This window comes from Embleya sp. NPDC059213 (genome assembly GCF_042754445.1).
Taxonomy (GTDB): Bacteria; Actinomycetota; Actinomycetes; order Streptomycetales; family Streptomycetaceae; genus Embleya.
This window is the reverse complement of record NZ_JBHZAV010000004.1, coordinates 130,200-150,541: the sequence shown is the minus strand read 5'-3', so window position 1 is coordinate 150,541 and position 20,342 is coordinate 130,200. Positions and strand designations below refer to the sequence as shown.

Here is a 20,342-nt window from a genome sequence, read left to right as displayed (position 1 = left end):
TTCCTCCAAGACGCCCGGACCAGGCTATGAGCATGCCCGGCGACACCACGCCGAGGGCCCACCGAAGGGATCACCCGCCATGACCGCCTCGTCCTCCTCGCCCGTCTCCCCCGCCTCGGCCGGCTTCGACACCCGGGACATGGTGATCGTCCACCGCGGGCTGCGCCGCGAATCGCGGCTGCTGATCGAGTTGGTCGCCGCCGTCGAGCCGGGCGACACCGCCCGGGCCAAGGTACTCGCCGACCACTTCGACCTGTACCGGTTGGGCCTGCACGGGCACCACACCGGCGAGGACGAGTTGTTGTGGCCGCCGCTGCTGGCGCGGGTCGACCTGGAGGCCGATCTGGTGCTGCGGATGGAGGCCCAGCACGAGCGGGTGGCCGGTTCGCTGACCACCGCCGGGGAACTGCTCGCGGCGTGGGCGGCGAACGCCGGGGGCAACGAGCGGGACGCGCTGGTCGCGGCGCTGGTCGAGCACCGCGCGGCGCTGATCGAGCACCTCGACGAGGAGGAGGCCGAACTGCTTCCGCTGGCTCAGCGGCTGCTCACCGCGCAGGAGTGGCACGCGATGGGCGAGCACTTCGTGGAGACCACGCCCAAGCCGCAGATCCTGCTTCTGCTGGGGGTGGTGCTGGAGGACGCCCGCCCGGCCGAGCGGGCCACGATGCTCGGTGGGCTGCCGCTCCCGGCCCGGCTGCTCTGGCACCTGGTCGGACGCCCGATGTACGCCCGCATGGTCCGCCGGGTCCGGGGCTGAACGCATCGACTCCCGGTGCCCGTGCGCCTGTCCGCCTGCGGCCGGATCCGCGCCCCCGCGACGCGCACGCACCGCCGGGCCCGGCGCGATCCGGGGGTCCCGACCCGACTCGACCCAGGCGACGCCGGTCTCGGCGACCCGGAGCCGGCCCGCACCCACCGCACGCGGCCCACTCCCATCGACGCGCCGGTGGCGCACATTCGGCCCCGCGCGCCGACCCGAAAGTGTCGTCGATTGGGTTGGATGGCCTCATGAGCACCGCACTTGCCGTTCATCCCGCCCTGTCCCACCCCGAGTTGCTGGCCGAACCGGTGGCCCGTGCCCTGGCCGGTTGGCCGGCCGGGGCCGCCGATCCGGTCGAGGTCGCCGCGATCGATCCCGAACTGGCCGACACCGCCGCGTTCTGCGCCCGCTACGACGTGGCCCCGGCCGACGGAGCGAACTGCGTGGTGATTGCCGCCAAGCGCGGCGGCACGGTCACCTACGCGGCGTGTCTGGTCACCGCCACCACCAGGGCGGACGTGAACGGCCTGGTCCGCCGGCACCTCGACGCCCGCAAGGCGTCGTTCGCGCCGGTGGACGTGGTGCTCGCGGCGACCGGGATGCAGTACGGCGGGATCACCCCGATCGGGCTGCCCGCGGACTGGCCGATCCTGATCGACGCCGCCGTCGCCGCGCACCCGCGCATCGTGGTCGGTTCCGGGATTCGCGGCTCCAAGCTGTGGGTACCCGGCCGCCTGCTGGCCGAACTCCCGGGCGCGCGGGTGCTGCCCGGTCTCGGCGTCCCCCTGGCCTGATTCCCGGTCCTCCCGCCCGTGCCGATCCGGCCGTGCCGACCGCCCGTGCCGATCCGGGCGGGAGGACCACGCCGTCAGCAGTGGTGCGTGAACAACTGCAATCCCACGCCCGAGGGCACCGGAACGGGCATCTCCTCGATCGGCGGGTGGATCGTGCGACCCGCCTTGATCGTCTCCTCGATGGTGATCCTCGCGATCGCCTCACCCGGTACGGTCACCGGATTCGCGCTCAGGATCACCAGGTCGGCCAGCTTGCCCACCTCGATGCTGCCCTTGTCGGCCTCCTCGCCGTACTGGTAGGCCGCGTTGATGGTGATCGACCGCACCGCGTCCGCCCCCGAAACGCACTGATGTTTGCCCAGGACCATGCCCTTGCGGGTCCTGCGGGTGACCTGGCCGGACAGGATCGCGATCGAACTCGGCCGGGCCACCGGCGCGTCGTGGTGCGACGTGTAGACCATGCCGCGGGCCAGGGCCCATTGCGCGGGCGAGATGTCGACGGCGCGCTCCTCCCCGAGCACCGTCTCGTAGTACCAGTCGCCCCAGTAGAACGTGTGCATCGAGAAGAACGACGGAATGATGCCCAGCCGGCGAAACTCCTCGATCTGGTCCTCGCCCGCCGTCTGACAGTGGATGCCGGTCGTGCGCCGATCGGCCGGCCGCGCCTCCCGGGTGGCGATCCGCACGCAGCGGATCAACTGGGCGATCGCCTCGTCGCCGTTGACGTGGGCGATCACCTGCCAGCCGTGCGCGAAGCCGGCCCGGACCTGGTCGAGGGCGACCTCCTCCTCCAGGGTCGGGTAGCCGCAGTAGTCGTCGTCCAGGCCCTCCGGCGGCGTCAGGTACGGCTCGCGCAGCCAGGCCGTCCGGCCCTGCGGAGAGCCGTCCAGGTTGAGTTTGATCCCGGCCGCCCGCAGACCGTTCAGGTAGTCCGGGCTCGCCTCGACCAGATGCGGCGCCTCGATCGCCTCGGCCGCCTTGACGTAGACCACGACGTCCAAGGGCAATGGCGCGACCGCGGCGAGGGCCCGCAGGTCGCCCAGCACCGCCAACTCCGCGGCGCCCTCCTGCACCGTGGTGAAGCCGTAACTCGCCGCCGCCTGCAGACCCTTGGCCAGGAACCGGGCCCGGTCCTGTTCGGCGATGCCGATGATCGCGTGACCGGAGGCGGGGAAGAACGCGGTCTCCTCCAGCACCCCGTTCGGTTCGCCGAACGGCAGTACCGACTCGTCGCCGCGCCGGATCACCCCGCCCTTGGGGTTCTTCGTCGCGGCGCTGTACTCCAGGAGTTCCAGCCCCTTGCTGTTCACCGCGCCCAGGTGGAACGACTGGTGGATGGCCAGCACCGGTCGCTCCGTGGAGACCCGGTCCAGGTCCTCCCGGGTCGGGTGTTGCCCGCCGGCCAGCCGCGCGTCGTCATAGCCGAAGCCGACGATCCACGCCGATCGCCGGCCGACCTCGCCGTCCGCGAACTCGCGCAACTTGCGCACGATCGCGTCGACGTCCCCGACGTCGCCGTCCGGATCGCCGAGCAGGTCGGCGATCGTCTCCTGGAGTCCGGTGCCGACCACGTGGCCGTGCGGATCGATGAAGCCCGGCAACAACGCCCGGCCGGCCAGGTCGTACAACCGGGTCTCGGGCCCGCGCCAGTGTTCCAGCGCCCGGTCCAGGTCGCCGACGAAGACGATCCGGCCGTCCTTGACGGCGACCGCCTCGGGCCGCGCACCCGGCTCCGCCCCGACCGCCTCGGGGCCGGGCCCACCCGCCACCGTCTCGATTTCGCCGCCGTGGAAAATCACGTCGGCCGCGCCGGGCTCGGCTCCCGGGCCCCCTTGTGCGCCCGTCTCCGGCGCGAATCCCTCCGACATCACCGCTCACCCCGTCCTTCGTTGTATCGACACCCGTGTCGCTATGCAGTCTGTCGGCGACGGACCGTTACATCGAAGGTGATATTCGGACATCCTGTGTCGGTCGGGCCGACCGGGGGACGAATCGGGCCCACGCGTCGGCGGGCCACTCGGCCGAGCTCAACCGGCATGGCCGGCCGACGGCTACCCGGCCGACGTATCCGAGACCATCAGGTCCAGCACGCCCGGCAGCCCCCCGGCCACGAATGCCGCCCGCTGCCGATCGGCCCCCGTCCCCTGCCGGATCAGCCGATCCACCAGGGCGAACACCCGCGTGGTGTCCCCGAAGCGATCCAACACGGGGGTGACGTGCGCGAGCATCTCGTGGACCAGGTCGCCCGCCTCGACCCGACGGGCCGTGCCCGCCGGCCCCACCGGCCCGAACAGATCCCCCTCCAGCCCGTCCCGGGCCGCCAACCAGCACGCCGCACGCAGCAGTTCCGGGTCGGGTGCGGCGTACGGCGCCTTCTCGCCGTGCTGTTGCAGCGCGGTGACCACCAGTGCCCGGATCAGCCCGGCCAGCATCACCGCGTCGTCCGCCCGCAACTGCACGTCCGGACAGCGGATCTCGATGGTGGGGAATCGTTCGGACAGTCGCACCTGCCAGTACACCTGACCTCGGTCGAGCATCACTCCCACCGCCAGCAGCGCGTCCACCCTGCGTTCGTACTCCTCCAAGTCGACGAACACCGGTGGTTGACCCTCGACCGGCCAGCGCGCGTAATGGATCGTGCGCCAACTCGCGAACCCGGTGTCCACCCCCTGCCAGAGCGGCGAGTTGGCGCCCATCGCGACCAACAGCGGCAACCACGGCCGGATCCGGTTGACGACCTGCACACCCGTCTCCCGATCCGGCACCGCCACGTGCACGTGCATCCCGTGGATGAGTTGCACGTCGGCCAATCGCCGGGCGTTCTCGGCGATCGCGAGGTAGCGCGGATGTTCGCTGATCTCCATCGGCTTCCCGTCGCCCGCGGGCGTGGTCCCGCAGGCGACCAGCCGGCAGCCGACCCGTTCGGCCGCCGCCGACAGTTCGCGTCGCATCCGGTACAGGTGCCGGCCTATCTCGTCGAGCGAGGAACACACCGGAGTGGCCACCTCCAACTGGGCCTTCAGCAGTTCGGGCTGCACGTCTCCGACGCCGTACCCGGGCCGTAAGCTCACCTCGGCCCGGACCCGCTCGGCCGCCGGCACCGGCAGTCCGCTGACCGGGTCCACGAGCAGGTACTCCTCCTCGACACCCAGGGTGGTCTTCACCGAACCGTCCTTTCGAGCGGGCGAACCCGCCGGGCAGGGCCTCCACTCGGACCCGACCCGTCCGCAGCCGGTATGCGCCACGACCGCGCCCGGTTGCTCATCGGCTCCGGGAACACCCCGGCACCCCACCGGGTTCGGCATCGCGACGCAGTACGTACTCGACCAAGATCCGGACAGGCCGTACTACTTGGGAGGACTCGCTCGGTTGTACCCGTATCCACCGCAGGTCGACACGTCGACCCGGGGTCGCGTCCGAGTCGGGCGAGTCCGCTTCGGGGTCGGCGTCCCCGATGTCCGGGCGTTGTGATGAGGTGGAACCCGCAAGTGGAACGGGCGAGTACGGGGGCACGTGATGTCACGGGTGCAGGTCGCGAACAAGGCTCTCCTGGTCGGGCTGCTGTTCGAGGGGGCCGCCGTCGGCGACCTGGGCCGAGTCCGCCGGCGGATCGGCGACGACGTGATCGCCGCCCTCCTGGGCGACCGGAAACTCTCGCCCGCCCTGCGGGCGTTGGCGGCACACGATCCCGACCCGTGGGTCCGCCGCCGGCTCGCGCACAACGGGACGGTGCTCACGCCGACCGACCTGGCCGCGCTGTTGGAGCAACCGGACCCGGTGGTCGACCGGATCGTGCACACGCATCCCGAGGCGACCACCTGGATGCGTCGGGTCGTGCTCGCCCCCGGGCGCCACACCGGGACGCCGCACCCGTTGAGCGCGCTGCACGAGGAGTTGCTCGCCCGGTCCGCCGAGGATCCGCCGGCCCTCGGACCGGCCGCCGCGGTGGTCGCCGAACGACCGGAGCTGGTCGCACACGCGCTGCGGGTGTGCGCCGGCACCCTGACCGCCGCCGAGGAACTGCGCGGCCTGCTGTCCCTGAGCCGACACGGCGGCACCGACCTGCTGCCCGAGGCGCTGCGCCACGTGCGCCCCGAGGTGGCCGCGCTGCTCGACCGCCCGGGCGAGCCGGCCGGGGCACACCGGGCCGCGGCCGACGCGCTCGCCGTCGCGGTGGCCGAGGCCGAGGGCCCCGCCGGACTGATCGCCGAACTGCGCGCCGGATTCCATCCCTCGACCTGGCGCCGGGAGATCGACTGGGCCGCGCTGCGGGTCGAGCAGGGGCGCGAGCCGCTGCCGGAGGCCGCCGCCGCGCTGCTGGCCGCCGACCCGGACTGCCCCGAGGACCTGCTGGTCGCGCTCTACACCGCGCATCCGACGACGGTGGGCCCCGTGGCCCGGCCGACGCTCGCGGTGTTGCGGGCGGCGATCGGCACGCCCAAGCACCCCGCACTGGCCCGGATCGCCGCGCTCGCCCGCGAGTTGGCCGAACCCGCCGACCCGGCCCGGGTGTTGACCGAGGTGACCCCCGCCCGGACCGCGGTCGCCACGTTGGTCGAACTGCCGGAGTGCCCCGAACTGCGCGCGTTGCTGCACCGACACCTGGGCCGCCACGCCGACCGCTGGAACACCCTGCGGGCCGTGCTGCCCCGGCACCGCGACGCGCTGCCGACCCTGCTGGCGGGCATCGAGGCGGGCACCGTGACCGCGCCGCCGGAGCAGGCCGGCGGTCCCCCGCCGACCCTGACCAAGCCGTTCCGCCACCTGCTCGTCTGCGCCGACCCCGACGACCTGCGCGAGTTGTTGCCCGAGTTGCCCGACACCCTGGTTCGCGACCTGCTCTCCAGCGGCTCGCTTCCCCCGCACGTGCACGAGGCGGCGATCACCTCGACCGACCCGCGTGCGTGGCAGGCGCTGGCCGGCAATGTCGGTCTGGACATCCGCGAACTCGCCCGCCTGGTCGCCAAGCAGGTCCCGGCGGTGGACGCCGCCGCCTATCTCGGCATGCGCGCGACCCCGTCGCTGCGCCGCGTCATCGCCCGACGCGCACCGCTGGACCCGGGCCTGCGCAGCGAGTTGCTCGCGCACGGCGACCGGCGCACGCTGCTGCCGCTGGTGGCCGGCGGCGAACCGGAACTGGCCGCGCGGGCGCTGGCGTTCGGTTGCCGCAAGATCGCCCAGCAGTACGCCTACATCAAGGTGTGGGAGCGGCACGGCCCGGACGGCGTGCGCACCCTCCTGGACCGGAGCGGGGCCGACACCGCGGCGCAGATCCGCAAGCGGGTGGAGGCCGCCCTCAAGGCCGAGGACGGCCTGGCCGACCTGCGTGCGAGCGGCGAGCCCTACGACGACCCGGCCACCTTGCCGCACCGCCTGCAGACCCGGACCAGTCGCACCACCGTGCGCGACCTGGTGCACGAGCCGTACGCCCACGACTTCCCGCTGCTGATGGCGGCCAACCGGGCGGAACCGTTCGCCTTCGAGGCGATCGACGACCTGATCCGGCACGAGGACGCCACCGACGAGGATCGGGCCCGGTTGTGCCTGATGCTGGTCAACGCCCAGCGCACCTACGCACGCCGGACGATCGACACCCCGCCGCCGGAGTGGCTGCGCGCCGAGCCGTTCGGCCGGGACGAAGCCTGGGTGAACGCGGCGGTGGAGAACGACCTGCTCGATCCGGTGCAACTGATCGACGTGGCCCATCCGGCTCAGGCCGTGGTCCAGTCCGCGCATTCGATGAACCCGGAGACCGTGCTGGCCCCGATGCGGGCCCGGCTGGCCGAGCTGACCCGGGAGCATCTCGCGGGCCACACCGAGGCGTTGGCCGTCGCGGTCGGTCTGGTCGACGGCTTCACCGGGTCGCTCGCCGAGTTGGTGGTGCTGGCCGGCCAGGTGGCGGGTCCGCGTCCCGACGCCGATGAGCTGGCCCGCGCGGACGCCGCAACGCTGGAGGCCGCCCGGCGCGAGGCGGCGGAGAGCGCGAGCAGCGAACCGGCGGCCGAGCCGACGATCCGGCGCGCCCGGGTCGGCCGCGCCGCCGAGCCCGATCGTTCGTCCCGGCTGGTGGCGGTGCAGGTACTGCGCACCCTGGCCTCGGGGCCCGATCCGCAGGGCGTTCCGGTGCCGGACGATCCGGACGTGCTCGCGGCGCTGGCGTCGGTGCGGATCGCCGACACGCCGGGCTACGAGTTCCCCGGTTGGCTCTACCAGGCGTGTTTCGACAGTGCTTCGGTGCGGCCGCGTGCGGCGTTGGGGCGCCGGGTGTTCGACGAGTCGGTGGCCAACGACCTGATCGACCTCGGCGAGCCCGAGGTGTTGGCGGCGATGGCCGAGAACAAGGACCTGGAGGAGCCGACCCGGGATCGGCTCGCCTCGATCCTGGCCGGCACGCCCGCAGAACGCCCGGAGCAGTACCCGACGTCGGACACCTGGCCGGGCCCGGCCCGGCCGGATTCGTACCTGCGCTGGATCCGCGAGTACTACGACGAGCAGCGTGGCGGTGGCGATTTCCTGGCCGAGAGCGCCTATCGGCACGGCTTCGTCGGGCCGCTCGACCTGCTCGGCGTGCTGCCCGCACGGGCGTTGACCCCGCTGCCCAGGAAGTGGCGCTCGCGGATCGTGGCGGATCCGCTGCACCGGGCGATCGAGGTGTCGGTGGCCGAGCGGCTGGGCGTGGACCCGGCCCGGTGGTCGGCCGCGCTGCTCGCCATGGGTACGGCCGGCGACCGCGCGTTGCCGGAACTCCTGGACGCGGCGGTGGAGTCGGCGGCGGTCGGCGGCGTGGGCGATTGGCGGCGGCTCCGGTCGCCGATCGTCGTCGAGTTCGAGGCGGCGTACGCGAACACTTGGCGGATTCGGCGCGGTTGGCGGTGGCCGGCCGGCGATCTGCTGCTGCGCGCGTCGCCCGAGGCGCTCGCGGTGCTGCTGCCGCTCCTGGGCACGCACGCCTACCCCACCCTGTGGGCGTATGCGCGCCACGTCGAGTACGCGTCGAGCGCGTTGGACGAATACGCGTTCCTGACCGGCGATCGGGACGCGTTGCGGATCCTGGCGGCCCGGCGTCGCGACGCCGAGGTCCGGGCCCGGCTGTTGCGGCTGGACGATCCGGAGTTGAACGCGGATCTGTACGGGACGCCGTCGGCGCGCGAGCACGTCGCGGTGCGCCGCGCGGTGTTGTCCCGGGTGCCGCAGGGTCGGCCCGCCGCCGGACCGGCGGATCTGCTCGCGCTGGACCCGGTGTTGCGCGAGCGGTTGTCGGCCGACCGTCGGGCCACCGCTTCGGTGCTGCCGGCGCTGCGGATCAAGGTCGAGGCGGCCGATCCGGAGCTGATCGAGCACGCACTGCGCCAGTTGGGCAAGAAGGCGTCGCTGCTGGACCGACTGCTCGGCCTGCGCGGCCTGTTGCGCCACGGCGGCGCGGATCGGATCGGCGACCTGGTCGAGCAGGGCGTGTTGGGCGCGACCGCCGGTCGGGTGGTGGTCAAGGCACTCGCGACGGCCGATCCGGACGCGGCGCTCACCGAGCGGATCGACCGTGAGCGGTCCGGCGAGAAGCTGGTGACCAAGCTGCGCAGGTGCTTCGATGGCACCGATGCCGGCGAAGTGCTCGACCTGCCGTATCTGCGCGACTGGGCCCTGATCGTGGCCGAGCACGAGCGGGAGCCGTTCCCGGCCGAGGTGGTGAACCGTCTCGTCCTCCAGCCGGATTCGCCCGCACGGCTGCTCGAACTGGGGCCGGTGTACTACCGGGTGGCCCGCACGGCGGCGACCCTGGACGCGGCGCACGCGCGCGCCTCGGTGGCCTTCGGGAACAGTGTCCTGGGCGACGCCGCGTGGTACACCCACCTGGACCACCTGGTCTCGGCCGGCCTGTTGACCGGCCACGACCTGGTACACCTCGCCCGCGGCGCCGGCTCGCTGCTGCGCTGGATCGCCGAGGCCACCCGGCGCATCGGGGTCGACCCCGCCATCCACGCCGCCGCCACCGAGGCGCACACGGAGATCGCCGCCCTGCTCAAGACCCACCTGGACCCCGACCCGACCCGGTGGCACCGAGTCTTCGCCGCCCTCGCCGGCTGCGACCCCACCTGGCTCCCGGAGTCCCCCGGCTCCACCATCGAGGCCCTGCTGACCCGCTGACCCCACCCGACCGAGCGGCCCCGATCGGCACACCGCGTTCGCGGGGTTTGCCCCGGGGTGAATCGCGGCAGAACCGGCGCTCCCCCGGGCGCCTCCGTGCTCAATGCCGCTCCCCCCGCACGACCGGGCGACCCTCGTCGACCGGTTCGTTCCGACAACACGCGGGCACCGAACGTAGCGGATCGGGCGACCGTCCACCACCGAGGTCGGCGCGCCGACGGCTTCGGTGGTGGGCGGACCGGGCGGCGTTGGGCCGTTCGGGGGGTCGGGTGTGTAGCGGTGGGGTGGTGCGACCACGTTCCTCCCATGGTCGATCTGCCGGTGTATCCGCCCATGCTCGCCACCTCGGGGGTATTGCCGCCGGTCGCCGAGGACGACGCCTGGGCGTACGAGACGAAGTTGGACGGGCAGCGGTGTGTCGGCTACCTGCCGGGGGACGGCACGGTGGTGTTGCGGGCGCGGTCGGGGGCGGACATCACCGCGGCCTATCCGGAGTTGCGCGGGTTGCGGACCGCGTTGGGTACCCGGTCGGCGGTGCTGGACGGGGAGGTGGTCGCGCCGGACGAGCATGGGCACAGCGACTTCGAACGGCTCCAGTCCCGGATGGGGTTGGCCGGTCGGCCGGCCGAGGCGGCCCGAATGCGCGAGCGGGTGCCGGTGCGGCTGTTGTTGTTCGACGTGTTGTTCCTGGGCGGTGAGCCGCTGCTCCGCCGCTCGTACGCGGACCGGCGCCGGGTGCTCGAAGGGCTCGATCTGCGCGGCCCGCACTGGTCGACCCCGGCCGCGCTGGTCGGTCACGGCGAGGCCGCCCTCGCGGCGACCCGGGCGGAGGGTCTGGAGGGGCTGGTCTGCAAGCGGCTGGACTCGCTCTATACGCCCGGCGAGCGCTCGCCGAACTGGGTGAAGATCCGGCACGTGCACACCGTGGACGTGATCGTGGGTGGATGGGTGCCCGGTCGCGGCCGGCTCACCGGGCTGCCCGGCGCGTTGCTGGTGGGGGTGCGCGAGGGTGGGCTGTTGCGCTACGTCGGCGCGGTGGGCACCGGCTTCGGCATCCGGGATCGGGTCGTGCTGGGCGAGTTGCTCGAGGTGTCCTCGATCGACGCGTGCCCGTTCACGCCGCAACCCGTGGTGGCCGACGCGCGCTGGGTGTTGCCGCGGCTGGTCGGCGAGGTGCGGTACTCGATGCGTACCCGGGCCGGCCTGCTGCGCCATCCGTCCTGGCACCGGCTGCGGCCGGACCTGGCCGAGGACTGACCGGGTCGAGGTCCGACCGGACCGACAGCCGAGGACCGACCGACTCGGAAGCCCTTACGGCAGCCTGCCCGTCGTCTCGGCGGCGAGCAGCGGCGCGAACCCGTCGCCGTCGCGGGCCACCCGTTCCAGCACCTGCGCCGGGGTGAAGACCAGCTCCGCGCGCGATTCGATCTCGGCCCAGGACACCGGTGTGGACACGGTCGGTTCGGGCTGCGCACGCAGGGTGTAGGGCGCGGCGGTGGTCTTCGCGCTCGCGTTCTGGCTCCAGTCCACGAACACGTGGTCGGTGCGCAGCTTCTTGGCCATCCGGTGCACGACCAGGTCCGGGTGCTCCCGCTCCAGGTGCATCGCGAGTGCCTTGGCGTAGGCGCCGACCGCCGCCTCCGGTGTCGGTTCCAGGGCCGCGTACAGGTGCAGCCCCTTGCTGCCCGAGGTCTTGACCACGCAGGTCAGCCCGTCGGCGGCGAGCAGGTCGCGGGCCAGCAGCGCGACCCGGCGACACTCGGGCAGGCCCGCGCCGGGTCCGGGGTCCAGGTCGAGCACGAGCCGGTCGTGGGCGTCCGGGTCGGTGCCCCACTGCGGCACGTGGATCTCGATCGCGGCCAGGTTGGCCGCCCACATCAGGGTGGCCAACGAGTCGACGTCGACGTGTCGCCGGTTCTCCTCCCGGCCGACCACCTCGATCGTGCGCACCCAGTCGGGCGCGCCGGCCGGGACGTTCTTGTTGTAGAAGCGGCTGCCGCCGTCCACGCCGTGCGGAAAGCGGATGAACGTGGCCGGGCGTCCGGTGATGTGCGGGAGCAGGACCGGGGCGATCCGGGCGTAGTAGTCCAGGGCTTGGCCCTTGGTGTATCCGGTCTGGGGCCACCACACCTTGTCCAGGTGGGTGAGCGTCAGCGAACGTCCGTCGACTGTCGTGGCGATGCGGTCCGGCATGGGAGGAAAGTCCCCCGCTGCCGCGTTTCGATGCGCGGGGCCGAGCAATCGCCCGGCAGCCTCGCGGATTCCGGTCGGCGGCCCGGTGGACCCCGGTCGCCGGCCAGGCGGATTTTCGGTCGGTCGCCCGGCGGTGTTCAGTCGGTGGGGAATGCCGCCACGCGCTCGTCCAGCGGCACCGGCTCCTCGGCGATCCCGTCCGCCGAACCGCTGGCGAAGCGGGCGCACACTCCTCGGCAGGCGAAGGTCTGCCGCTCCTCCACGTGTCCGACCGGCACCGCGTCGTGCGCGGGTCGGTCCGCTGCGGCCCGCAGGTCGCGGCCGCACATCGTGCAGGCCAGGCCGTAGGTCATCTCGACCGTGGTCTCCGGTCGAGCGCTTCGGCGGTGTCCCGCGATCGAGTGCTGTGAGTACATGGGTTCGAATCCTCTGGTCGGTCTGGTGCGCGAATGTCCGGATCGCCGCAGACGACGCCGCCGTGGATGACGGCATACGAGGTGCCCTCGGTGTGCCCAAAGTACTCCTACCGTCACGCCGTCCGGACCCCCGCGCAAAATCGTTTCGACATCGCGGCGCGGCCGAATCGGCGCGTGCCGCGCCGACCGACCCCGGGCGCGGCGACGGGGCCCGTCACCCGGACGGGCCCCGTCTGCGCCGGTTCGGCTACGCGTGACTCACCAGCGATACCAACGCCCGCGCCGACCGCCCGCGCCGGCGCTGCGGAAGACGAACCCCAGGGCCCAGAGCACCAATACGATGACGGCGATCCACCAGAGAGCCTTGAGGGCGAATCCCGCACCGAACAGGATCAAAGCGAGCAAAAGCACGACAAGCAGCGGAATCATCTTGAACCACCTCCGGCCGACGTCTGCCCCGGAAGTCTCGGTTCACGCGGTGCGTCGCAAATTCATTCGAGGGCGTCTGTGTCGGCGCCAGCCGGTGTGCCCACACCCAGGTCCGCGGCCACCCGGGCACCGATCTCCCGGACCACCTGCGCGAACAGTTCGACGTCCGCCGCCGTGGTCCGCCAGTTCACGATCGCCGGACGCAGCGCGACCCGGCCCGCGTACACGGTGGTACCGGCGTACACCCGGCCGTCCTCGTTCAGTTCGGCGCCCAGCCGGCGATTCAGCTCGTCGAGTCCGGCCTCGCCGAGCGCGGCTTCGGGGCGGTAGCGCAGGCACACCACGCACAGCCGGACCGGGGCCAGCAGTTCCAGTTCGGGGGCCTGCTCGACCAGCGCGGCGAGATGGTTCGCCAAGTCGTGGTGCCGCTCGATCATCGACCGGTAGCCGGACCGGCCGTAGGCGCGCAGCGTGGCCCAGATCGGCAGGGCCCGGGCCCGACGCGAGGATTCCGGCCCGAGCGAGGCGTAGTTGAGGTGCGTGTCGCCGACACCGGGCAGGTAGGGGGCATTCCACGCGCCGAACGCCCTGCCCATCAGCTCGGCGTCGCGCACGAAGGCGAAGCCGCTCTCGTAGGGCACGTTGAGCCACTTGTGTCCGTCGGCGGCCACCGAGTGCGCCCGCTCGACCCCCCGGACCAGGTGGCGAAGCCGCGGCGAGACCCCGGCGAACAGGCCGAACGCACCGTCCACGTGCAGCCACGCGCCATACCGCCGGGCCAGGTCGGCGAGCGCCTCGATCGGGTCGAAGTCGCCGGTGTCGACCTCACCCGCCGCGGCGATCAGCACCGCGGGTCCGTCGATCTCGATCAGCGCGCGCTCCATCGCGTCGATGTCCACCCGGCCCACGTCGTCGCGCGCGCACACCCGCAGCGTGTCCCGCCCGCAGCCCAGGATCTGCAACGCCTTGCGGTTGCTGGGATGGACGTATCCGCTCGCCAGTACCGGCATGGTCGGCAGTCCGGCGAGACCGTCGGCGCTCACGTCGACGCCGTGCTGCGCGGCCCACCAGTGGCGCGCGCAGGTGAGCGCGGTGAGATTGGCGAAGGTGGCGCTCGGGGTGAGTACACCGCCGTACGCGTCGGGCAGCCCGAACAGGTCCTTGAGCCAGCCGAGCACCACCGTCTCGGCCTCGGTCGCCAGCGGCGATGCGGCCCACAGACCGCCCGCCTGGTCCAGCAGCGCGGTGATCCAGTCGCCGGCCTGGGCGGCGGGCGTGGCGCCGCCGACGATGAAGTGGAAGAACCGGGGCCCCGAGGACTGCATCGCGGCGCGGGTGCCGACGTCGAGCAGTTCCTCGACACTGGCGAGTGTGCCGTCGCCACGCTCGGGCAGCGGCCCGCCCAACCGGTCGAAGAGCGCGTCGGCGGCCGGATTGCGGACCGGCAGTTCGGGCAGCGCCTCCAGGTAGGGCCCGGCGGCCTTGGCCACCAGGTCGAGGGCGGGCCGGACGAGGTCGCGTTCGTGGAGGGGGTCAGCCATACCGGCAGGGGAACACGCGGGCCCGGTCCGCGTCGAGTATTTCCTTGCTGTGCAAGGTCGTTGACGGTTCATCAGGACGGCGGTGCGTGGGGGACGCGCGGCGCGGGGAAGATCCGCCCGGGGGGCCGATCACCTCTGTCTGGAGGACGCGTGGCAACCGACATCGAGCGGACCCATCACCGAGGCGGCGACCTCGACGAGATCCGGCAGGTGCTGCTCGACATCTACGCCGAGGTGTACGCGGCGGATCTGGACCGCCCCTTCCAGTCGGTGCACAACTTCGCGCGGCGGCTGGCCGGTTACGCCGCCGCGCCGGGCTTCGAGTGCGTCGTGGGCTGGAGCCGGGACATCCCGGTCGGCTACGCGTTCGGCTACCCGCTCCGGGCCGGTGCGCGCTGGTGGGTCGGGTTGACCGAGCCGGTGCCCGCGGTGGACATCGAGGAGGACGGCCGGCGCACGTTCGCGCTCAACGAGCTGATGGTTCGCGAACCGTGGCGCGGTTCGGGTGCGGCCCGCGCCATTCACGACACGCTGCTGGCGGCCCGTACCGAACAGCGGGTGACCCTGCTGGTGGATCCGACCCACCCGAGGGTGCTCGCGCTCTACGAGCGGTGGGGCTATCGGGTGCTCGGCGATCTGCGTCCGGCCTGGCCGGACGCGCCGCTGCTCACGGTAATGCTGCTCGATCGGCGCTGACCCGGTGCCGCACACACCGGCACGGGCGTCGGAGGATCCTCCCGATCCGAGCACACATGCCGGCAGCGCCGTGGGGTGATCACACCGATTCGTACCCGGTGCGCACCGCCCCGGCCTGTGCGCGTGCGGTCACTTCCGGGATTCGCGGACCATCCGCCGTTCGCCCCGGGCGGCCGGCCGGCAACGTCGCGCGCCGAGGCCGCCCTTCGCGCGGGCAGCCGAGGCGATGGCGGCGTTCCGGACCCGGGTCACGGCCACCGACGTCGCGGCCTGGGAAGCCGACACCGCCCGCCCGAATGAGCCACAACTCCTGGCGTTGGCGCAGGTGTTGTGGTGTTCGCCGGCCGAACTGATGGGCCGGCCTGGCACCTTGCGCGAGCCGCGGTTGTTCGCTTCGGAGTTGGCCCGGCGGCTCGGTCTGCCCGAGCCGTTCCATCCGGGGGCCCAGGCGGACAACCGCCGGCGCGGTGACGAGCGGGCCGGCGCGGCGCCGGCGCGCGAACTCGCGCTGGACCTGCGCGGCCCGGCCGAGGTGGCCGGTGCTGCGACGGGGCACGGCGGTGGATCCGGAGGAGGTGGTCGACCGGTTCCGGGCGCCGCTCGGGATCCCGCCGGCCGACCCGACGGCGGCCGGGGTGTGGCGTACCCGAGCTCGGGCGCGTCGTGGCACGGCGCGGCGCGGCGGCACGGAGAAGCTTGCCTCTGTTTAGTTTCGGCGTGCGTGCGTAGGGTGCGCGCCATGAGTGACGCGACCGCGAACAAGCGGCTGATCGAGCAGTTCTGGCAGGACCTGTACGCCCGCGACTTCGCCAAGGTCGCGGCCTGTTTCGCCGACGACGGCCACTACACGGACGTCGCCGCGCCCGGTCCCGGCGCGACCGGGCCGGCCGCGATCGAGGCTCGGTTGCGGTTGGGCCTGGAGATGCTCACCGGCTACATCCATCACCACCGCAGCACCGTCGCGGAAGGCGACCTGGTGGTCACCGAGCACGCCGAGGAGTGGCACTGGGAGAGCGGCGAGCAGGTGATCCTGCCGTTCGTGTCGATCCACGAGTTCCGGGACGGGAAGATCGTGCGCTGGCACGACTACTGGGACTTCGGCACGCTGATGAACGCCGCGCCGCAGTGGTGGCTGGAACACGTCGCCAAGGGCTACGCGCAGGGCGCCTGACGGCTTCGCCCGCGCCCGCCGGCGGGCGCGGGTCACGGGCGGGCCTCCAGGTGCTCGACCACGGTGTCGGCGATCTGTTCCAGCAGCGCGATCTGGTCCGGGGTGAGCAGGTCGATCAGGTTCCGCCGGACCGAGGCGACGTGCCGGGGTGCGGCCTCCTCGATCACCCGCAACCCCTCGGCGGTCAACACGATCTCGGCACCGCGCCCGTCCCGCGCGCACTCCTCTCGGCGGACCAGGCCGCGCTGCTGCATGCGCTTGACGTGATGCGACATCCGGCTCTGCGACCACAACATGCGCTCGGCCAACTCGCCCAGCCTGCGCCGGTGCCCGCTCGCCTCGGAGAGTTCGGACAACACGTCGTAGTCGGGATCCGACAGGCCCGAGTCGACGGCCAGGTCTCGGGCCACCCGGGTGTCCACGAGCAGCCGCAGGCGGCGGTATCCCCGCCACGCGCGCTGCTGCCCCGGGTCCAGCCAGGGCGTCTCCTCGATACCGGCCATGGCCGCCAATCTAGCAGCTACTTGACATGTCATATACCTGCCCGCGACGATTTACATGACACATCAACCACTCCGTTCGGCCCGACGTCCACGCCGACGGTGCGGCCGGGAAGGCCGGTACCTCGTGAGCGTGCCCGATCGCCTGCCGAATCGGTTGATCCGGCTGTTCCTGGGCTTGGCCCTGTTCGGCGTCGGCATCGCGCTGATGGTGCGGGCGAAGCTGGGGCTGGACGCCTGGAACGTGCTGCACGAGGGCGTCGCGGAGCGCAGCGGGCTGCCGTTCGGACGAATCGTGATCGGCACCGCCGTCCTGGTGTTGCTGCTCTGGATCCCGCTGCGGCAGCGACCGGGGATCGGCACGATCGCCAACGTCGTGCTGGTCGGCCTGGTGGTGGACGCGTTGTTGTGGCTGCTGCCGACGCCGACGGGCCTGCCGCTGCGGACCGGGCTGTTGCTCGCGGGCGTCGTGGTGACCGCGATCGCCACCGGCCTGTACATCGGCGCGGGTCTGGGCCCGGGGCCGCGCGACGGGCTGATGACCGGATGGGCCGCCCGGGGCCACTCGATCCGGGTGGGCCGCACGGTGATCGAGGCGAGCGTGCTGGTGGCGGGGGTGCTGCTGGGCGGGACGGTCGGCGTCGGCACGGTCGTGTTCACCCTCACCATCGGCCCGCTGGCCCACTGGTTCCTGCCCCGCCTGACCCTGCCCCCCAAACCGGAAGCGAGCCACCCGACATGGACACGGAACTCCTCGGCACCGATCGACGCGGCGTCCTCACCACCCTCAAGCGGGACGGCCGCCCCCAGCTCTCCCCGGTCTCCTACCTCTGGGAGCCGGACCTGCGGCTGATTCGCATCTCGGCCACCGCCGACCGCGCCAAGACCCGCAACCTCGCCCGCGACCCGCGCGCGAGCTTCCTGGTCACCGCGCCCGACTACGCCGGCTACCTGGTCGCCGAGGGCCGCGCCGAGATCGGCGCGCCCTGCCGGGCCCCCGACGACGCCGCGGCCGACGAACTGGTCGAGGTCTACCGCCGGATCGTCGGCGAACACCCGGACTGGACCGAATACCGCGCCGTGATGGCCGCCGAACACCGGGTCGTCATCCGGATCACCGTCGAGCGCACCTACGGCTGGTCCCGCACCTGAGCGAGGGCGCCGGTCCGGCGGGCCGCCGCGAACCCCTCGCACCGATGCCGTGGCGGTGCGTGACGGGCGGCGGCCGGGTCCGGGAGCACCCGGGCGGGCCGGTGCGGGAATTGGTCCAGGTCCCCGCACGACGTAGAGTTTCGCCGGGGTTTCGTGGTGGCGGCGAATACAGGAAACGGCAACGACGATGACAGCGAGTAGCGACATTCAGGCGGACACGAGCGTGCGGGCAGGCATCGACCCCGTGCGTATGGAGCTGTGTCTGAGCGTGCTCGCCGAGGTCGAGGACCTGGACGTCGAGCACCCGGACGCGGTGCGGATCCGCCGGGCCACGGCCGCCATCTACAAGAGCGTCAAGGAACGCCGCCGCAAGGAGCGCCGGGACCGGGTGATCGCCAACGACGAGGCGGTCACCGCCGCCACCGCGACCGGCGCCCCCGGGCGGATCGACGACGAGACGCTCGGCATCGCGTTGACCACGGTCACCACGACCGAGATCGCCGGCGTGCTCGAACGCGCCCGGGCCTGCTACATCTGCAAGAAGCGCTACCGCGAGGTGGACGCGTTCTACCACCAGCTGTGTCCCGAGTGCGCCGCCGAGAACCGGGCCCGCCGCGACCAGCGCACCGACCTGACCGGGCGCCGCGCCCTGCTCACCGGCGGTCGGGCCAAGATCGGCATGTACATCGCGTTGCGCCTGCTCCGCGACGGCGCGCACACCACGATCACCACCCGCTTCCCCAACGACGCGATCCGCCGGTTCGCCGCGATGCCGGACAGCGCGGACTGGCTGCACCGCCTCAAGATCGCCGGGATAGACCTGCGCGACCCGGCCCAGGTGGTCGCGCTGGCCGACTCGGTGGCCGAGGCCGGGCCGTTGGACATCCTGATCAACAACGCCGCGCAGACGGTGCGTCGGACCCCGCAGGCGTACGCGGCACTGGCCGCCGCCGAGGCCGCCCCGCTCCCGGCCGGCGAGTTGCCGGAGATGGTCTCGTTCGGCCACATCGGCGGCAGCGGTCACGTGTTGTTGCCCGGCCAGTCCCGCGCGGAGGAACAGGCACTGACCCCACAGGCGCTCACCGCGCTCGCGCTCACCAGCGGATCGGCCTCGCCGGCCCGGATCGAGACCGGCACCGCGATCGACGCGGGCGGCCTGGTACCCGACCTGGACCCGGTGAACAGTTGGACGCAGCGGGTGCACGAGGTGGATCCGGTCGAACTGCTCGAAGTGCAACTGTGCAACGTGACCGCGCCGTTCGTCCTGGTCAGCCGGCTGCGTCCGGCGATGGCCGCGGCCTCGGCACGGCGCAAGTACGTGGTCAACGTGTCCGCGATGGAAGGCCAGTTCAGCCGCGGCTACAAGGGCCCCGGCCACCCGCACACCAACATGGCCAAGGCCGCGCTGAACATGCTGACCCGCACCAGCGCCGAGGAGATGCTCTCCGACGGCATCCTGATGACGGCCGTGGACACCGGCTGGATCACCGACGAGCGCCCGCACCCGCAGAAGATGCGGCTCGCCGACGAGGGCTTCCACGCGCCGCTCGACCTGGTCGACGGCGCGGCCCGGGTATACGACCCGATCGTGCGCGGCGAGGCCGGCGAGGACCTGTACGGCTGCTTCCTCAAGGACTACGCACCGGCCGCCTGGTAGGCCGCCCACCTGCGCGTTCCGGCCCCGGCGAAGCTTCGCGCCGGGGCCGGTTCGGGTTCCGGCCGGGTTCGCGGAAAAAAACTTCGGACCGTGTTGAACCCTCCGCGACCCCTCCCCCGTACTGCTGGATGTCGACGCGCAACGACCGGCACGCGAACCGGTCGACTCGGGAACGGGGACCCAAAGTCCTCCTCCCGTACCGCCGTTCGACCAAACCATCGATCATCTTGCGGGGGTTCACCATGTCCGTTTTCAGCACCCACAGCACCCACAGCCGCCGCGGCACCCGCGGCATCGCCGCCGTCGCCATCGCCGGCGCGCTCGGGCTGGGGCTGTCCGCCTGTGGCAGCGACTCGAAGGACGACGGCAAGGCCGCCGGCAACACCACCCCGCCCGCCACGCAGCCGTCCCAGCCCGCGCCGAGCGCGCCCGGCCAGACCCCGAACGGCACGGCGGGCAAGGCCGTACTGAAGGCGGGCACCGACGCCAAGCTCGGTGCGATCGTCACCGACGGCAGCGGCTTCACCCTGTACCGCTTCGACAAGGACACCGCCAAGCCGGCCAAGTCAAACTGCGACGGCGACTGCGCCGTGAAGTGGCCCGCCGTGACCGACACCGGCGGCGTCACCTTGAACGGTATCGACCAGTCCGCCGTCGGCAGTGTCACCCGCACCGACGGCAGCACCCAGGTCACCATCGGCGGCTGGCCGGTGTACCGCTTCGCGGCCGACGCCAAGCCCGGCGACACCAAGGGCCAGGGCGTCAACGGCACTTGGTTCGCGGTGACCCCCGACGGCAGCAAGGCCGGTGCGGCCACGAGCACGGCGCCGCAGACCGACAAGCCCTCGACCGGCGGCGGATACTGACCGACCCGAGCGGTGCCGGTCGGTC

Annotated in this window: 17 protein-coding genes; 10 read left to right on the top strand and 7 right to left on the bottom strand. The window is 72.6% G+C overall.

Annotated elements, in window-relative coordinates; genetic code table 11:
* The first annotated feature begins 79 nt into the window (after positions 1-79).
* Complete coding sequence (locus tag ACFXMF_RS03205; protein ID WP_360313349.1) at positions 80-757, top strand: hemerythrin domain-containing protein; 678 nt, start codon at positions 80-82, stop codon at positions 755-757.
* 251 nt (positions 758-1,008) lie between these two features.
* Positions 1,009-1,554: a YbaK/EbsC family protein gene (locus ACFXMF_RS03200; RefSeq protein WP_360313351.1), complete on the top strand. Its 546-nt coding sequence runs from the start codon at positions 1,009-1,011 to the stop codon at positions 1,552-1,554.
* A gap of 74 nt (positions 1,555-1,628) precedes the next feature.
* On the opposite strand, the gene ACFXMF_RS03195 is transcribed toward ACFXMF_RS03200, so the two are convergent.
* Positions 1,629-3,422 (bottom strand): amidohydrolase, encoded by a 1,794-nt coding sequence (locus ACFXMF_RS03195; protein ID WP_379988161.1) that lies wholly within the window; start codon positions 3,420-3,422, stop codon positions 1,629-1,631.
* Positions 3,423-3,605: 183 nt separating this feature from the next.
* Positions 3,606-4,718 carry a glutamate--cysteine ligase gene (locus ACFXMF_RS03190; protein ID WP_360313355.1) on the bottom strand — a complete coding sequence of 371 codons (1,113 nt, stop codon included), beginning with the start codon at positions 4,716-4,718 and terminating at the stop codon, positions 3,606-3,608.
* A gap of 352 nt (positions 4,719-5,070) precedes the next feature.
* Between ACFXMF_RS03190 and ACFXMF_RS03185 the strand changes: the two genes are divergently transcribed.
* Together ACFXMF_RS03185 and ACFXMF_RS03180 are read left to right on the top strand one after the other, a co-directional pair.
* On the top strand, positions 5,071-9,696 hold the full coding sequence (locus ACFXMF_RS03185; RefSeq protein WP_379988162.1) for a hypothetical protein: 4,626 nt from the start codon (positions 5,071-5,073) through the stop codon (positions 9,694-9,696).
* A gap of 306 nt (positions 9,697-10,002) precedes the next feature.
* Complete coding sequence (locus ACFXMF_RS03180; RefSeq protein ID WP_360313359.1) at positions 10,003-10,953, top strand: ATP-dependent DNA ligase; 951 nt, start codon at positions 10,003-10,005, stop codon at positions 10,951-10,953.
* A 54-nt stretch (positions 10,954-11,007) separates the two neighbouring features.
* Here the strand turns inward: ACFXMF_RS03180 and ligD are convergent, their stop codons facing one another.
* The 4 genes from ligD to ACFXMF_RS03160 all read right to left on the bottom strand — a co-directional run bounded on the left by ligD (position 11,008) and on the right by ACFXMF_RS03160 (position 14,275).
* Entirely contained in the window at positions 11,008-11,889 is an 882-nt protein-coding gene (ligD, locus tag ACFXMF_RS03175) for a non-homologous end-joining DNA ligase (RefSeq protein WP_360313361.1), read from the bottom strand.
* 137 nt (positions 11,890-12,026) lie between these two features.
* On the bottom strand, positions 12,027-12,305 hold the full coding sequence (locus ACFXMF_RS03170; protein WP_360313363.1) for a hypothetical protein: 279 nt from the start codon (positions 12,303-12,305) through the stop codon (positions 12,027-12,029).
* 258 nt (positions 12,306-12,563) lie between these two features.
* Positions 12,564-12,734, bottom strand: coding sequence for a DUF5670 family protein (locus ACFXMF_RS03165; RefSeq protein ID WP_355537031.1), 171 nt, complete (start codon positions 12,732-12,734; stop codon positions 12,564-12,566).
* 62 nt (positions 12,735-12,796) lie between these two features.
* Positions 12,797-14,275 (bottom strand): aminotransferase class V-fold PLP-dependent enzyme, encoded by a 1,479-nt coding sequence (locus ACFXMF_RS03160; RefSeq protein WP_360313366.1) that lies wholly within the window; start codon positions 14,273-14,275, stop codon positions 12,797-12,799.
* A gap of 150 nt (positions 14,276-14,425) precedes the next feature.
* On the opposite strand from ACFXMF_RS03160, the gene ACFXMF_RS03155 reads away from it, so the two are divergent.
* Positions 14,426-14,971: a GNAT family N-acetyltransferase gene (locus tag ACFXMF_RS03155; protein ID WP_360313368.1), complete on the top strand. Its 546-nt coding sequence runs from the start codon at positions 14,426-14,428 to the stop codon at positions 14,969-14,971.
* 226 nt (positions 14,972-15,197) lie between these two features.
* Positions 15,198-16,142, top strand: coding sequence for a nuclear transport factor 2 family protein (locus ACFXMF_RS03150; protein WP_379990198.1), 945 nt, complete (start codon positions 15,198-15,200; stop codon positions 16,140-16,142).
* 32 nt (positions 16,143-16,174) lie between these two features.
* On the opposite strand, the gene ACFXMF_RS03145 is transcribed toward ACFXMF_RS03150, so the two are convergent.
* Positions 16,175-16,645: a MarR family winged helix-turn-helix transcriptional regulator gene (locus tag ACFXMF_RS03145; RefSeq protein WP_360313374.1), complete on the bottom strand. Its 471-nt coding sequence runs from the start codon at positions 16,643-16,645 to the stop codon at positions 16,175-16,177.
* Positions 16,646-16,769: 124 nt separating this feature from the next.
* Between ACFXMF_RS03145 and ACFXMF_RS03140 the strand changes: the two genes are divergently transcribed.
* The 4 genes from ACFXMF_RS03140 (at position 16,770) to ACFXMF_RS03125 (ending at position 20,317) form a co-directional block, all read left to right on the top strand.
* Positions 16,770-17,495: a YitT family protein gene (locus ACFXMF_RS03140; RefSeq protein WP_379990199.1), complete on the top strand. Its 726-nt coding sequence runs from the start codon at positions 16,770-16,772 to the stop codon at positions 17,493-17,495.
* Positions 17,381-17,794 carry a PPOX class F420-dependent oxidoreductase gene (locus ACFXMF_RS03135; protein WP_360313378.1) on the top strand — a complete coding sequence of 138 codons (414 nt, stop codon included), beginning with the start codon at positions 17,381-17,383 and terminating at the stop codon, positions 17,792-17,794. Before ACFXMF_RS03140 ends, ACFXMF_RS03135 begins: the two co-directional genes overlap by 115 nt.
* 187 nt (positions 17,795-17,981) lie before the next feature.
* Positions 17,982-19,451 (top strand): SDR family NAD(P)-dependent oxidoreductase, encoded by a 1,470-nt coding sequence (locus ACFXMF_RS03130; RefSeq protein ID WP_360313380.1) that lies wholly within the window; start codon positions 17,982-17,984, stop codon positions 19,449-19,451.
* A gap of 242 nt (positions 19,452-19,693) precedes the next feature.
* Complete coding sequence (locus ACFXMF_RS03125; protein WP_379990200.1) at positions 19,694-20,317, top strand: hypothetical protein; 624 nt, start codon at positions 19,694-19,696, stop codon at positions 20,315-20,317.
* Positions 20,318-20,342: the final 25 nt, after the last annotated feature.

Coding starts and splice junctions, on each gene's coding strand:
- ACFXMF_RS03205 (WP_360313349.1), top strand. CDS start 80: ATGACCGCCTCGTCCTCCTCGCCCGTCTCCCCCGCCTCGGCCGGCTTC.
- ACFXMF_RS03200 (WP_360313351.1), top strand. CDS start 1,009: ATGAGCACCGCACTTGCCGTTCATCCCGCCCTGTCCCACCCCGAGTTG.
- ACFXMF_RS03195 (WP_379988161.1), bottom strand. CDS start 3,422: ATGTCGGAGGGATTCGCGCCGGAGACGGGCGCACAAGGGGGCCCGGGA.
- ACFXMF_RS03185 (WP_379988162.1), top strand. CDS start 5,071: ATGTCACGGGTGCAGGTCGCGAACAAGGCTCTCCTGGTCGGGCTGCTG.
- ACFXMF_RS03180 (WP_360313359.1), top strand. CDS start 10,003: ATGGTCGATCTGCCGGTGTATCCGCCCATGCTCGCCACCTCGGGGGTA.
- ligD (WP_360313361.1), bottom strand. CDS start 11,889: ATGCCGGACCGCATCGCCACGACAGTCGACGGACGTTCGCTGACGCTC.
- ACFXMF_RS03170 (WP_360313363.1), bottom strand. CDS start 12,305: ATGTACTCACAGCACTCGATCGCGGGACACCGCCGAAGCGCTCGACCG.
- ACFXMF_RS03165 (WP_355537031.1), bottom strand. CDS start 12,734: ATGATTCCGCTGCTTGTCGTGCTTTTGCTCGCTTTGATCCTGTTCGGT.
- ACFXMF_RS03160 (WP_360313366.1), bottom strand. CDS start 14,275: ATGGCTGACCCCCTCCACGAACGCGACCTCGTCCGGCCCGCCCTCGAC.
- ACFXMF_RS03150 (WP_379990198.1), top strand. CDS start 15,198: ATGGCGGCGTTCCGGACCCGGGTCACGGCCACCGACGTCGCGGCCTGG.
- ACFXMF_RS03145 (WP_360313374.1), bottom strand. CDS start 16,645: ATGGCCGGTATCGAGGAGACGCCCTGGCTGGACCCGGGGCAGCAGCGC.
- ACFXMF_RS03135 (WP_360313378.1), top strand. CDS start 17,381: ATGGACACGGAACTCCTCGGCACCGATCGACGCGGCGTCCTCACCACC.
- ACFXMF_RS03130 (WP_360313380.1), top strand. CDS start 17,982: ATGACAGCGAGTAGCGACATTCAGGCGGACACGAGCGTGCGGGCAGGC.
- ACFXMF_RS03125 (WP_379990200.1), top strand. CDS start 19,694: ATGTCCGTTTTCAGCACCCACAGCACCCACAGCCGCCGCGGCACCCGC.